We start from the raw sequence: 12,696 nt of genomic DNA, 5'->3' as shown, positions 1-12,696 counted from the left end.
TTGTCGAAGCACTCAAAGCGCGGCATACAGCAAGACATCTCGCTCGGCCCCTGCCCAGAGCTGATCCAACTCCCAGCCCTAAACGCCTATTAGGCCTACAGCTCCCGCGGCTCCCGCGGCTTCCGCGCCTACCTGCGCAGACGCGGCATCGCGTGCACCATCCCGGAGAAGAACGACCAACAGCGACACCGGCACAACCGCGGCCGCCACGGAGGCAGGCCACCGGCCTTCGACCGGCAGATCTACCGCCGGCGCAACGTCGTGGAACGCTGCTTCAACCAGCTCAAAGGCTTCCGCGGCATCGCCACCAGATACGACAAGACCGCCACCTCCTACGAGGCAGCGGTCAGTCTCGCGTCATTCCTGCTCTGGGCAAGATCCGTTTGAAGACGGACCCTACTTCGGTCAACGGGACGTGTTCGTGGATGCAGGGAGTTCCGAATGCGGGTGCGCAGATTCCGATGGACAGTTGCGTCGTTCGAAGTGCCCGAGGAAGGCGGTGTACGTGATGCGCGGCGCGTTCCAGCGCTGAAGCCCGCCGCCACCTCGCCCACGTCCTACGCGGCCGACCCCACGAGCCCAGCCTGGACGAACAGATCGTTTCAGGCCGGCGTCGACGGCAGGCCGTGATCCGCCCCCTGACCCGCAACCGGTCGGCGTCTCGCTACGAGCAGGTCCGCTTTGCCGCTGGCGTCGCGAAAGGGCGTACGGCAAAAGGAGCTTGAGGTTCCCTCACTTCTCCGTGACAAAGCCCACCGCAGACCACCCATGATCATAGTGGAACAAAACGCCCTCTCGGTGATGTGTGCACACCAGCCAGGCATTAGCTTTACGACTTCTTCATCGCTCTCTGACCAAGGGTCGAATGCACACCATGCACATACCACCGCCCGTTCCGGGGGAACGGGTCACTTCGCGCGCGCTCAGACGCCTTCCCCGCACCACTGCCTTGCTCGCCCTCTCCCTGACTCTCCTGAGCGGGGCCGTTCTGGCAGCGCCCCCGCCGGCCGTCGCGGCAACACCCGCCGTGAACGGCCCGGCCGGGAAACTCTCCGCCCCCGACGTTCCGTCCGCCCTCGCTGAGGCGAAACGTTCCGGCAAGCGGGTGGAGGCACTGTCCGAGCGCACCGAGACGTCCACCACCTGGGTCGCCCAGGACGGCTCCCTGACGACTGAACTCACCGCCGGCCCCGTACGGTTCGACCGGAACGGCAGCTGGGTCACCGTCGACACCGATCTCACCGAACGCCGTGACGGCACCGTGGCAGCCAAAGCACACCCCGCCTCGCTCACCCTCGCAGGCAAGGGCGGGACACCCGCCTCCTCCCTCAGCGCCGCCCGCAACGCAGGCGCACGCGACCTCGTCACCCTCGGCGAGGGCGAGCAGCAGGTCACCCTCCAGTGGAAGGGCGGTTTGCCGCAGCCCGAACTGGACGGCAACCGCGCCACCTACCCCGATGCCGTCCCGGGCGCCGACGTCGTCGTGGAAGCCACCCGTACGGGATTCGAGCAGTACGTCGAGATCAAGCAGCGCCCGTCCACCAAGGACTACGGCTACACCCTTTCACTGCGTGCGGAAGGACTGCGCGCCGAGCAACAGCCGGACTCCAGCGTGCTGTTCACGGACCGCGAGACCGGCCAGGAGCGGGCCGTCATGCCCGCCCCGGTGATGTGGGACGCGACCGTCGACGAACGGTCCGGCGAGCACACCCACCGCGTGCCGGTGGCGATGCAGGTGAAGCAGCGGGACTCCACGATCGACCTCGTGGTCGCGCCGGACCCCGCGTTCCTGGCTGACCCCACGACCCGGTACCCGGTCACCGTCGACCCCTCGACCTCCGTCCTCAGCAACGTCTTCGACACGTACGTCCAGCAGGGCGAAGCCCGCGACTGGTCCACCGACACCGAGCTGGACTTCGGCAACCCCGGCACGAAGAACCCCAACGGCACCCCGCGCACCGCACGGTCCTTCATCACCTGGGGAACGGCCCCCCTCGCGAACGCCCTGGTGACAAACGCCGAGCTCAGCCTGTGGAACTTCCACTCGGGCGACACCGACTGCAAGCCCCAGCCCTGGACAGTCTGGTCGGCCGACAGAGCCTCGGTCTCGAGCCGCTGGACGTCCCAGCCCACCCTGCACACCCAGCACGCGACGTCCACCGAGACCAAGGGCAATCCGAAGTGCGGCGCAGGCGGCTGGATCAACGCCGATGTGACCTCACTCGTACAGACGTGGGCCTCCTCCAAGGCGCCACAGGCCGGCATGGGCCTGAGGGCCGCCGACGAGTCCGCCGTCGGGCAGTGGAAGCGGGTCAACTCCGCCAACGCCACCAGCAACCCGCCCAAGCTGACGGTCACTTACAACTTCCGCCCGCGGTCGGGCAACAACCGCCAGGCCGGCCCGCCCTTCGCCAAGGACGCCTCGGACACCTGGCAGGTCGACACCACGACGCCGACACTGCGGGACACGTTCTCCGACAAGGACGGCGACCGTGTCACCGGCACCTTCGAGATCGTCGATGCGGCGACCGGCAAACAGGTGGGAGACCACCTCGTCTCGCCACGCGTCGACTCCGGACGCGCCGCAGCCGTGACCGTCCCCGACGGCACCCTCAAGGACGGTGCGACCTACCGGTTCCGCACCAGCCCCTACGACGGCACGCACTACAACCTCGCCTGGTCCGACTGGGCCACCTTCACGGTCGGCACCGGGCGCCGTCCCGGCAATCTGCCGGACATGCCGCAGGCACTGGAGTCCGGAGCCACGCAGTCCCTCACCCCCCTGTTGTCCGGGCTGGTGTCCAGCCCCGAACAGGGCCGCGTACGAGCCGAGTTCGTCCTGCGCGACGCCGACGGAAAGCAGCTTTCCGGGGTGAGCGTCCAGGAGACCTGGACGGACAGCGGCCGGCGCGCCGCGGCACGCGTCCCCGAAGGCACACTGCGCGCGGGCACGACGTACCTCTGGGCCATGCGCGCCTGCACCGACCGGGGCTGCTCGGCCTGGTCCTACGAGCAGGAGTTCACCGCCACCGACGCAGGCGACCCGAAGGCACCCGGCACCACGTCCGTCACCCTCACGGGCCCCTCCCTCGACGACGCCACGGTGCCGGTCGGCACCAAGGCCTGTGCCGACGGCGGCTGCCCCGCCGTCACCGACGGCCGGCTGACCCTCGACGCCGGCACCGACGGTGAGCGGGCCGCCTGGCTCAAGCCGGACCTCAGCAAGGTGCCGGAAGGAGCCCGGGTGACCCGGGCCCGGCTCGTGCTGACTCCGGCCGAATGCGGCACCGGCACCTGCGCGCAGCGGCCCGTCGCGATGTATCAGTTGCACGAACCCTGGGCCACCCCGCACACCGGAACCGGCCTGCTGGACGTGCTGGACGACGCCCCGTTCACCGAAACCGCGCCCGCCGACGCCCAGGACCTCACGCCGCTGGTGCAGTCCTGGATCGACGAGCAGGCGGGCGAAGGGGTCGCGGTGCGGCTCCCCGCCACCGACACCACGTCGCCCGTCTCCTACCACTCGAGCCGCAGCACGGACCAGGCCAGGCGGCCGCAGCTCGTCATCACCTACGTGGCACCGACCGCGCCCGGAGCCCCGCAGGACCTGCGCGTGAGCGCCGGTGACGGCGGGCTCCTGGCCACCTGGAACCCGCCGCCGGACCCGGGTTCGTCGACGGACGGCACGGAGTACACCGTCGTCGTCACGAAGACCGACGGCAGCGAGGTCACCAGGGCCACCACCCGCGACGCGCACATCGTCGTGGACGGACTGAAGAACGGCACCGCCCATCGGGTGACCGTGACGGCGCGCACCCCGTACGGCACCGGTCCCGGCACGGCGTCGCAAGCACTCACCCCCGTGGCCGTACCGGGTGGCGCGGCCACCTACCGGGAGATCGTGCAGCAGTACGCCGACGCCCGCAGCGCCATCCTCACCGACAAGCATCCGACCGCCGCGGCGGCCCTCGCCGCGAGCTCGCACGGGGCCGCGTTCCAGGACCTGCTCGGCGCCCAGGCCGCGGACCTCGCGGAGGTCAGGAACGTACTGGCCCAGCGCGGTCAGCACTACACCGAGATGACCACGAAGCTGTCCGACGTCCTGGTCGGTGTCGACGACAACGGCACGGTGTTCCTGCGCGCGATCCTCGAGGACTCGGCCGTACTGACGGACGGGAACCCGGCGGACCCGGGCGACCAGGGTGACCCGGGCGGTGAACCCGAGGAAGGACGGCGGGAGCAGCGCTTCACCTTCAGCACCAACAGCGGCGCCCCGATCCTCCACGTCGAGGCGGACGCCCCCGCGATGGAAACCGTGCTCTCGGCGTCGGCTTCGGCCGCCAACCCTCTGGAGACCACCGACGACTCGCTGGGCCCCATCAGCGAGGTGCCCGACGAGCCGATCGCGCTCGACGCGGACGGCCTGCCCATCGAGGAACCCACTGCGGCCGCTCAGAAACCGGCACTGCGCGTCAAGCGCGCCGCCGCGCAGGTGTCCGGCTCCGGAACGGTCAAGTGGGCCTCCCGGAACGCCAATACGCGCTGGGAATACGGCCAGGACTGCACCAACTTCGTGTCGAAGGCGCTGTACTACGGCGGCAACATGAAGACCCGCCAAGGCGGGCGCAAGCACGACCGCGCCTGGTGGCAGCAGTACTACCTCTTTGGCAGCATCAAGAACAAGAGCTACACCTGGGCCGCCGCCGAGAACTTCCGCCGGCACATGATCCGCTACCGCGGGGCCAAGTACGTCACGGCCCTCTCCGCCAAGCCGGGAGATCTCGTGCTCTTCAAGTGGAAGAAGGAACGGGGCTACAACCACGTGGCCATCGTCGAGCGCAAGCGGCACGGGCTCCAGCTGATCCAGCACGGCAGCTCGAACAGGACCAGCCTCGCGGCTGCCATCCTGCGGTACCGCGGCAAGCCCAACTACATCGAGCGGGTCATCATCCTCCGCCCGAAGGCGAGGTCCTGACCATGACACGGAAGACAACGCTCACCCGCTTCACCCTGGCCGCCGCCGTCACGGGCGGACTCCTGACGGGCTGCACGTCGGACGACGAGTCCCTGACGTATCAGACGGACTACAGCAATCACCGACCGCTGCGGGTCGTCGGCTACCCCTCCACGGGAAGTCTCGAGACGGTGCAGAAGGCCGTGTGGCGGCTCGCCGACGGCGACGCCGGCGCACTGGCCGCGCTCGCCGTCGACGACACGCACGCCGATGCCACCGCCCGCAACTGGGTCAAGGCCTTCGGCACCGCCGCCAAGGGAGACGTGACAGCGGACTTCTACGACGAAGGCTCCGTACGGCAGGTCGTGGTCCTCTACTTCGCCAAGAGCGGCCAGATCAAGGAGATCGAGGCCCGCATAGGAGAGAAGGACGACTCCTGGGGACTGACCCTCGCCGAGCCCGACCCCGCCGAGGCAACGGCCAAGCCCACATGGGCCCCGCCGAAGCCCGGCCAATCAGGTTCCCGCACCTCCGGCACCCCGTCCGGGAACTAGCGGTCACCTGCCCGCAGCGCCCCTCGAGGCCTGCACTCCGAACAATCGGGGTGCGGGCCTCCGCACTCATGATCAGCGGCAAAGCGGGGCGCCGAACTCCTCTACCGCGTCGGCGACCTCAAGCGCTGGGCACGCAACCGGCCCCGCGCCGCCTCCGGCACCACCGACCTCGACTGACCGGCCCGGCCCGGGCGGCGGCCGCGAACCGGGACCTGCCCGGTCCGGCCGACACGATTCCCCTCGCTCTGGAGAACACCCGGTTCACCAGGCACAGCACAGAAAAGGAACACCGCACCATGACGAACACGACCGCGCTCCCGAAGCTGCTGCGCCTCACCGACCCCGGCCTGCGCGAGCAGCTTCAGGCGCTGCCCGCCTCGGCAGCGCTGATCGGCATCAGCACCGACGGACGGGCCATCGCCGTCGACATCGACGCCGCACCGCACATCCTGGTCTGCAGCGGCGCCGGCGGCGGCAGCACGACCATCCTGCGCACCCTCACCGCCCAGTTCCTCCACCAGGGCGCCCACGCCCTGGTCCTCGACACCACCCGGGTCGCTCACCTGTGGGCGAGGAACCTGCCGACGGTGACCCATCGCGGCAACGTCGCCGGCATCCATGACGCCCTGCTCGGCCTCGCCTCCGAGTTCCAGCACCGTATCGACCTCGACGGCGACCGGACGCCACCCTGAGGCAGCTCGCCCGCTACTGGGAGACGTTCCGGCAGAAGGACGACCCCAAGAAGTCCCCGGCCGTCGCCGCCCTCGAGGACGTCCTGTACGAGGGGCGAGCGACCCGTATCCACGTCATCTACGACGGACCCGCCATCGTCGGTGGCCTCGCCCCCGGAGCCCGCGAGCAGTTCGCCACGTTGCTGCTCGGAGCAGATGGCAAGGTGCGCAACGACAACGACCTGGTTTTCTACAACCATCCAGTCCAAGACGGTGTGTCGATCGTCGGCTCGGCAGTCACCGCCGACCTGACGTGCGTACCGGCGGCCGTGGACCGCGTGGTGGTCGCGGCGAGCGCTGATCCACTGCAGCCGGGCGCGGTCTTTACCCGCGCGCCGCAGCTGATAGTCACCCAGACAGGCTCACCCGCTCTGTCGTTCACCGCACCGGATTTCACTTCAGGAGAGACGGTCGTGGTGGTGGCTGAGCTGTACCGCCGTGGTGCCAGCTGGAAAATCCGCGCCGTGGGCCAGGGCTATGCCTCCGGCCTGGCGGGTCTGGCCACTGACTACGGCGTCGACGTCGAGCCCGACCAGCCCGCTGCCTCCGCAGCGCCTGTTGCAGACCAGGCACCTCGAGCATCTGGCCCGGCACGACCGGTGGTGGATCTGGCGAAGGTGGAGCGGCAGGCCCCCGGACTGCTGGCTCCTGCACGCCAGGCCGGCAAGGTCCTCGCGGACACAGGCATCGCAGCGCGGCGCGCTGCGGTGTACCTGATCCTCGATCACGACTGGCATATGGAGGAGATGTACGAGTCGTTCGCGGTGCAGGCTTTCGCCGAGCGTGTCCTCGCGCGGTCGGCCAACCTGGACGACGACGGCACCGTACCGGTGATCTTCTCCAGCGGGAATGAGCCGTTCTAGGAGGAGACCCGGCTGGACAACTACCGCGGCCGCATCGGGCAGTTGCACACGCAGATCGACTGGAGCTGGGGCAACGTCGCCGAGGCGATGCGTCGCGCGGTGGGCCACTACCAGGAATCCGGAGCAGCTGATCCCGCTTTCATCGTCACCCAGGTCGGCGACGAGCCCTGGGACAAAGCCGAGGTCCGCTCCCTGCTGCAGAACACCGCCTCGCTCGGAGTGTTCTGGTTGTTCGCGGCAAGCTCGCCTTCTACAAGAACCTCAATGCCTCCGCGTCGGCCACCTTCACCACCCGGCCGTCCTCGCAGGCGTCCAGAAGCCCTGCTCGGAGACAAGGGCTACGACTCCGATCCGAACCGCGAAGAGCTCCGCAAGCGGCGGATCCTGCCTGTCATCTCCCGCAAGGGCGCCCCGAACATCAAGGGCATGGGCAAGCTCCGTTACGTCGTCGAGCAGACCTTCGCCCTGCTCCACCACTTCAAACGACTCGCCGTCCGCTGGGAACGCCGCACCGAGCTCCACGACGCCTTCGTCTCCCTCGCCTGCAGTCTGATCTGCTGGCGACGCCTCAAGAAGGCCCACTCATGATCGTGTTACGAGCTCATACGAGCTGGTGCGTGATAGCGGGTGAGGCGTGTTTCTCATGGCCTTGGCTGTTGTCAGGCTGTGGTGGTGCGGTCGGAGACGAGGCTGGCGATAGCTCGGTAGGTGGCGGGCAGGGTCTCGCGTCGGTGGGTCCAGCGCGTCAGTTGTTTCCAGCGTTTGTGGTCTGCGAGGGCGTGTTCGACGGTGATGCGCTTCGAAGAGTGCCAGTGGCGGGCCCTTCGACGGGCTTCAAGGACTTCGGGCGGGCTGATCTTGTTGCCTTTCCGGGGCGGTGTCACTGCCTGTCCGGGGTGATCACGACGGAGTCCGAGGTAGCCGTCGTCCAGAAGGACCTCAACGTCCGGATAGTGCTGGAAGCAGATCCCGATCCCTTCGTTGCGGGCGGCGGTCGCATCATGCATCCGCCCAGGCCGCAGAGCATCGACCCATAACGTGCGGCCCTGACGGTCGGCGATGACGGTGGCCTTCATCGTGTTCTGCTTCTTCTTGCCGGGACACGAACATTCGCCGCCCACCCAAGCCGGCCGGTGGCCGCCGGACCTGGATCTCGGTGGCATCCAGCCGCAACTCGATGCTCTCCGCCTGGGCATAGGCGAAGACATCCGTCAGCGTCCGAAGACGCAGGCCAGCGCGATCGGGAACTGCGCATCCACGCTCGGCCAGAAGCGTGCGTATCTCTCCGATCGCGCGGGTGATCGTGGAGCGGTCGACATCGAGCAGCAGTCCCAGCACGGCGTGGGGCAGGTCGTGCCGCAAATGAATCAACGTGGCCACCAGACGATCCACGAAGACCAGCTGGTGACGGGCGCCAGCACCTTCAGCCCGCTTCCGGACCCCACCTCGCGCAGCATGGCGGCGACCCTCGACTCCGGCCTGCCACGGCACCGCCAACTCCTCGGTCAGGCAGGCCAGATGGTGCCGAGAGACCCCCGCGAACAGCCGATGCGCCAGAACCTGCCGATTGACCATGACCACCACACCTGGATCATGTCACCAGCCAGCAACGACGCCTTACCCGCTATCACGCACCAGCTCGATAGGGGTCGGCATCTCACAGATCCTCGTCTCCAGCATGCCCAGAGTCATCGGTTCACCGGTTCGATGACGTGGTAGTGCCGTACTGGCGAAGGTGCATCCAGCGGCGCTCGAACGTCTCCAGGAACTTGTTGAGGTCGGGTGGCCAGCAGCTCGCCCTCGACCAGCTGCACCGGATCGTCCAGGCATCTCACGGAGCGGTGGAGGCCACGCACGTGGCCGCCACCGCCGACGGGTACGTAGAGGTCCGCGTCAGCGTCGGCTGCGCCAACCTGCCGCGCACCCGGGACGGCCTGCGGCTGCGCAGCGTCGAGGCGGTCACCCTGCGGATCCCTCCGAACTTCCCCTTCACCGCCCCCAGCGTGCGCACCCGGCACACCCGCTTCGCTGGCGCCCCGCACGTCAACTGGGGCCGCCACCTGTGCCTATACCGCTCGACGGCGACCGAGTGGGATCCGGCCGATGGCATGTACGGGTTCATCACCCGCCTCCTGGACTGGTTCGAGGCGGCCGCCGCGGGAGAACTGGACCAGCCCGGCGAACCCCTGCACCCCCCGAACGCTCTGACCGACCACACGGCGGGATTCCTCGTGATCCGCCGCGACGCGCCTGTCGCACGATCGGACAGGCCGTGGCTGGGCGCTGCCGTACTGCACCGGGTCAACGACATCAGATGCGACGTCGTGGGCTGGCTCGCCGCCGAGGACTCCCGGCCCGACAGCCTGGAACAACTGCGGGAGAGTGCCGGCCTGCCAGCCGACGCCAACGCCTTCCTCGCCCCCGTCGTCGTCACCACGAAGCACTTGACGTTCGAATATCCGCTCACCGCGCGGGAGCTGGTCGAGTCCCTTGACCGTGACCACATCACGCCACGCCTGTTGCTGGGGCTGATGGGATTCGCCGCGGACTGCAACCGCACCCTGCTCTGCTCTGCTCTGATGCTGACGCGTCGGCCGAGGACGACGACACCCCGGCCGCACCGGTGCACCTGCTGCTGGGCACTCCTTCGCGGGGTGTCGCTGGCGACGGGCCGCGCAGCACGCACCTGGTGGCCTGGTACCTGCCCGACTTCGCTGATCAGGTTGTCCGCCTGGCCGCAGGCACCGCCTTCAGCGGACATGCGTACCTGGCCGAACTCGGCGAGAGGGTCATCCAGTTCGGCACTGAGTGGCTCGACTGCCTGCCGCTGGGTCATCGAACGGACCATGTCCTGGCTGTCCGGCTATCGCAGGCTCAGCCCCCGATACGAACGCAATCCCCGCAACTACCTGGCCTTCTTCGGACTCGCCGCAGCCCTCTGCTGCTACAAACGACTCCTCAAACTCACCACGTAGGACACCGTCTTAAGGTCGGACCGTCCACCAGCGCCGTCGCCCACACAGGCGCCCTATACCGACAGAGCACGGGTGAAAGCCCGGCATTTCCTTCCCGGTACACCCCGAGCACCAGGATCACCGCTAGGGCGTGGGGCGTGTCAGTGATCCCGCAACTACTGATGTGCGAGCGGCTGAGAAGGCCGATGTCGACGCATGCCACAGGCTGTGGCCGATGAATCCGAGGGTTGGAGGGTTGGTCAGCGAGGCTCCCGTGCTGTTGGGGGAGGTGCTCGACGCCTCAACTCGCTTGCTTGGCGACCTTGTTGGTCGCCTGTTCTGCCGCACTCGGCCAGCCTCATGCCCTGGTCGCGTGGGTCACGATGCTCATCGTCACCCAGGAGGAGGGCCGCCGTAGTCGCGGCCGCGTTCGGCGATCATCGTGTCGGGTTGGCGTCTGGGCCTGTCTTGTCACAGGGGCCGCAACGGGGTCGTGTTCAGCAGGTGGAGCAGTTGGGTGATGCCGTTGTCGTTGGTCGGTGACGGCGTGAGCGGGATGCGCTGCCCGTCGGTGGGCAGGTCTTGATGTGCGGCTGACCGTCCAACGAGCCCCGGCTGTGTGAGAAGAGTCGGTCTCTGGCTCACAGCGGCCGGGGCTCGAAAGTAGAGCGCCTCGAAATGGTCAGCAGGTGCCGGATGCGGGAGCCGCCGAGCACCCGCTAGCCGACACTGATAACCGGTCCTTCGTGGTCCGGCAGGGACATAACCTTGGCCGTAAGACCCTTCGGGGCGCGGACATTGAGCCAAGTGTAGGGCGCCGGGGGGGCGTTGACGCGGGCATGGTCGCTGAACGTGGCCCTGACGTGAAAGGGAATAGCGGTCAGGTTGAGTTCGACGACCGACGCGCTCTTCACGGCAGCCTGCGGATTCTTGGGGTCGTACAAGTCGACACCCCAGGAATAGGGCCAGAAGAGGTTGGCCGCGGTCCCGACGGTCACGAAGTCACCCGTCATGGGGTAATACCGTGAATCGTCAGCATGCGCTGGTGCGCTTGCCGTGAGGCTACAGGCCACAGCGGCCATTGCGGCAGACGCGCTGACCCCCACACGTTTCATGATCCTTTTCATTGCCCCTCCGATCAGACTGTAAATGCTTCACCACGAGATGTGATGTAAGACATGTATATAGTCCGCAGGATGGCGAGGCGTAAGCAATCGCGTACTCAACCCGTGCATAATTGGACCCTACAAGCTGTTGTGAGCGGCCTTGAGTTGGCGTCAGTGCGAGGGGGCGGCCGCGTTCCAGGGAGAAATCGGTCGACGATTCGGGCTGCCTTTTCCTCTGTAGCTGTGGTCTCCCGTAGAGAGAAGGCCACGTTCGAGGGTTCCCGGAATGGTCACTATCGGTGCGGTGCACGAGGGAGGCTGCCGGGCCCGCTCGGTTCAGGAATGGTGATCAAGGGATGGGAGCAAGGCCTCAGCGGCAAGCATGTGGGGGACTGTGTTCTGCTGAACATACCGGCGGAACGCTGCCCTGGCCTTCGTCATCGACATCCTGGGCGCTCTGTAATGAGCAACGACCCACGACGTTAGCTGCCTTGATGCGGCCGCGGCCGACATGATGTGCGGCTGCGGCGGCTCACCGCGCGCTCGCCGCCTCGGTGAACCGGTTCGTTCTCGGCCAGATCCTTCACGATGAGCCCGCCTCTCACAGGCGCCACCCGGGCCAGGTCTTCTATGCCTGCAGTCGGGTGCAGCGGAGCGGCAGGCAACTGCCTCACCACGCCCTGGACACCATGTGTCGCGCTGGGCGTGAGCCGCCCGACACGGGGCCCTCAGCCTGCTGACTCCAAGGGGCGTCTGTGGTGTCGATCCCTCGTTTGTCACCACAGAGCCTCGGCGCCCGACCGGGCAAAAGGCGGACTACCGCCGATCCGGCCGGGCGCGCCACCGCCGCCCAAAATTGCGAGGTGCAGGCAGGGGTGCCTTTGGCTTGCATCCGCCTTGTGTGCTCATCGGCATCAGCCACCACCCGGTGCTGGCAGCAAGGGCTCCGCGGCTATCCACGGCGGGGACCTGGCCATTGTCCCGAGCGCCCCGACCGCTACCGTGACGCACTCGGCTCCGACGAGCCCGCCTCTCGCACTGCCGCATCGCTCGGGGCCAGGCCGGCCCCGTCAGCCTCGTCCCTGCGTCCGGCGGCGGAAGCCCGCTCCACCATTCCTTCCTTTTGGCGCCCGCCCCGCTCTGACGTGAGTCAGGCTCCGGCCGTCCGCCCTCACCCCAGACGGTCGGTCGACGCGTCGGACCACGGCCTTCTGTGCCCCTGTCGTCGATGACGGAAGGCAAAGGCATCAACGTCAACTGAACAAAAATCAGAACTTCTTCAATATTTGGGCAAGTTCGCTGCGTTTTGTGATGCCCAGCTTTTGGTAGATGTGTTGCAGATGGTTGTCGATGGTGCGGGCTGATACCTGCAAGGCTTCCGCTATGTCCTTGCTGGCTGTGCCATTGGCGGCCAGTAGAGCGATTTCGCGCTCGCGGGGGGTGAGCGGTACGGAAGTCTGTGTTGTGGCGAGCAGGGGCGTTCGTGCTTCTTCGCAATGCTGTAGTGACAGGTACGCCTGATGTTCTGCTGCGG

General features: G+C 67.6%; 8 protein-coding genes and 7 pseudogenes. 12 read left to right on the top strand and 3 right to left on the bottom strand.

What is annotated here, in order from left to right:
- Positions 1 to 93: 93 nt before the first annotated feature.
- The 8 genes and pseudogenes from ACFWBT_RS36645 to ACFWBT_RS36610 all read left to right on the top strand — a co-directional run.
- Positions 94 to 387 (top strand): annotated as a pseudogene (locus ACFWBT_RS36645) (transposase); the annotation flags it as partial.
- 112 nt (positions 388 to 499) lie between these two features.
- Positions 500 to 707, top strand: a pseudogene (locus tag ACFWBT_RS36640) (conjugal transfer protein TraA); the annotation flags it as partial.
- A gap of 167 nt (positions 708 to 874) precedes the next feature.
- A pseudogene (locus ACFWBT_RS36635) lies at positions 875 to 2,710 on the top strand (DNRLRE domain-containing protein); the annotation flags it as partial.
- A gap of 27 nt (positions 2,711 to 2,737) precedes the next feature.
- Positions 2,738 to 4,975, top strand: a complete 2,238-nt coding sequence (locus tag ACFWBT_RS36630) for an amidase domain-containing protein (RefSeq protein ID WP_385707365.1) — start codon at positions 2,738 to 2,740, stop codon at positions 4,973 to 4,975.
- Between the two features lie 2 nt (positions 4,976 to 4,977).
- On the top strand, positions 4,978 to 5,508 hold the full coding sequence (locus ACFWBT_RS36625; protein ID WP_385707363.1) for a hypothetical protein: 531 nt from the start codon (positions 4,978 to 4,980) through the stop codon (positions 5,506 to 5,508).
- 296 nt (positions 5,509 to 5,804) lie between these two features.
- On the top strand, positions 5,805 to 6,200 hold the full coding sequence (locus ACFWBT_RS36620; RefSeq protein WP_385707361.1) for a hypothetical protein: 396 nt from the start codon (positions 5,805 to 5,807) through the stop codon (positions 6,198 to 6,200).
- Between the two features lie 203 nt (positions 6,201 to 6,403).
- Positions 6,404 to 7,102: a TerD family protein gene (locus tag ACFWBT_RS36615; RefSeq protein WP_385707359.1), complete on the top strand. Its 699-nt coding sequence runs from the start codon at positions 6,404 to 6,406 to the stop codon at positions 7,100 to 7,102.
- Positions 7,103 to 7,144: 42 nt separating this feature from the next.
- Positions 7,145 to 7,690: a transposase gene (locus tag ACFWBT_RS36610; RefSeq protein ID WP_385707357.1), complete on the top strand. Its 546-nt coding sequence runs from the start codon at positions 7,145 to 7,147 to the stop codon at positions 7,688 to 7,690.
- Between the two features lie 71 nt (positions 7,691 to 7,761).
- Here the strand turns inward: ACFWBT_RS36610 and ACFWBT_RS36605 are convergent.
- A pseudogene (locus ACFWBT_RS36605) lies at positions 7,762 to 8,677 on the bottom strand (transposase family protein).
- Between the two features lie 137 nt (positions 8,678 to 8,814).
- On the opposite strand from ACFWBT_RS36605, the pseudogene ACFWBT_RS36600 reads away from it, so the two are divergent.
- From ACFWBT_RS36600 to ACFWBT_RS36590, 3 pseudogenes are all read left to right on the top strand, one after another.
- A pseudogene (locus tag ACFWBT_RS36600) lies at positions 8,815 to 9,249 on the top strand (hypothetical protein); the annotation flags it as partial.
- A gap of 609 nt (positions 9,250 to 9,858) precedes the next feature.
- Positions 9,859 to 10,077: pseudogene (locus tag ACFWBT_RS36595) on the top strand (transposase); the annotation flags it as partial.
- Positions 10,078 to 10,382: 305 nt separating this feature from the next.
- Positions 10,383 to 10,478, top strand: a pseudogene (locus ACFWBT_RS36590) (IS5/IS1182 family transposase); the annotation flags it as partial.
- A 297-nt stretch (positions 10,479 to 10,775) separates the two neighbouring features.
- Here ACFWBT_RS36590 and ACFWBT_RS36585 read toward each other — a convergent pair.
- On the bottom strand, positions 10,776 to 11,069 hold the full coding sequence (locus ACFWBT_RS36585) for a hypothetical protein (protein WP_385707355.1): 294 nt from the start codon (positions 11,067 to 11,069) through the stop codon (positions 10,776 to 10,778).
- 165 nt (positions 11,070 to 11,234) lie between these two features.
- Between ACFWBT_RS36585 and ACFWBT_RS36580 the strand changes: the two genes are divergently transcribed.
- Positions 11,235 to 11,648, top strand: coding sequence for an FKBP-type peptidyl-prolyl cis-trans isomerase (locus tag ACFWBT_RS36580; protein ID WP_385707353.1), 414 nt, complete (start codon positions 11,235 to 11,237; stop codon positions 11,646 to 11,648).
- 782 nt (positions 11,649 to 12,430) lie between these two features.
- On the opposite strand, the gene ACFWBT_RS36575 is transcribed toward ACFWBT_RS36580, so the two are convergent.
- The coding region (locus tag ACFWBT_RS36575) for a response regulator transcription factor (RefSeq protein WP_385707351.1) at positions 12,431 to 12,696 on the bottom strand (266 nt) is incomplete at its 5' end.

It is taken from the genome of Streptomyces sp. NPDC060027, assembly GCF_042737005.1.
Lineage (GTDB): Bacteria > Actinomycetota > Actinomycetes > Streptomycetales > Streptomycetaceae > Streptomyces.
The sequence above is the reverse complement of the archived record's forward strand: the minus strand, read 5'-3'. Positions and strand labels throughout refer to the sequence as shown.

What these genes read in the sequence shown, in the direction of transcription:
- ACFWBT_RS36630 (WP_385707365.1), top strand. Translation starts at nt 2,738, where the DNA reads ATGCCGCAGGCACTGGAGTCCGGAGCCACGCAGTCCCTCACCCCCCTG.
- ACFWBT_RS36625 (WP_385707363.1), top strand. Translation starts at nt 4,978, where the DNA reads ATGACACGGAAGACAACGCTCACCCGCTTCACCCTGGCCGCCGCCGTC.
- ACFWBT_RS36585 (WP_385707355.1), bottom strand. Translation starts at nt 11,069, where the DNA reads ATGACGGGTGACTTCGTGACCGTCGGGACCGCGGCCAACCTCTTCTGG.
- ACFWBT_RS36620 (WP_385707361.1), top strand. Translation starts at nt 5,805, where the DNA reads ATGACGAACACGACCGCGCTCCCGAAGCTGCTGCGCCTCACCGACCCC.
- ACFWBT_RS36580 (WP_385707353.1), top strand. Translation starts at nt 11,235, where the DNA reads ATGTATATAGTCCGCAGGATGGCGAGGCGTAAGCAATCGCGTACTCAA.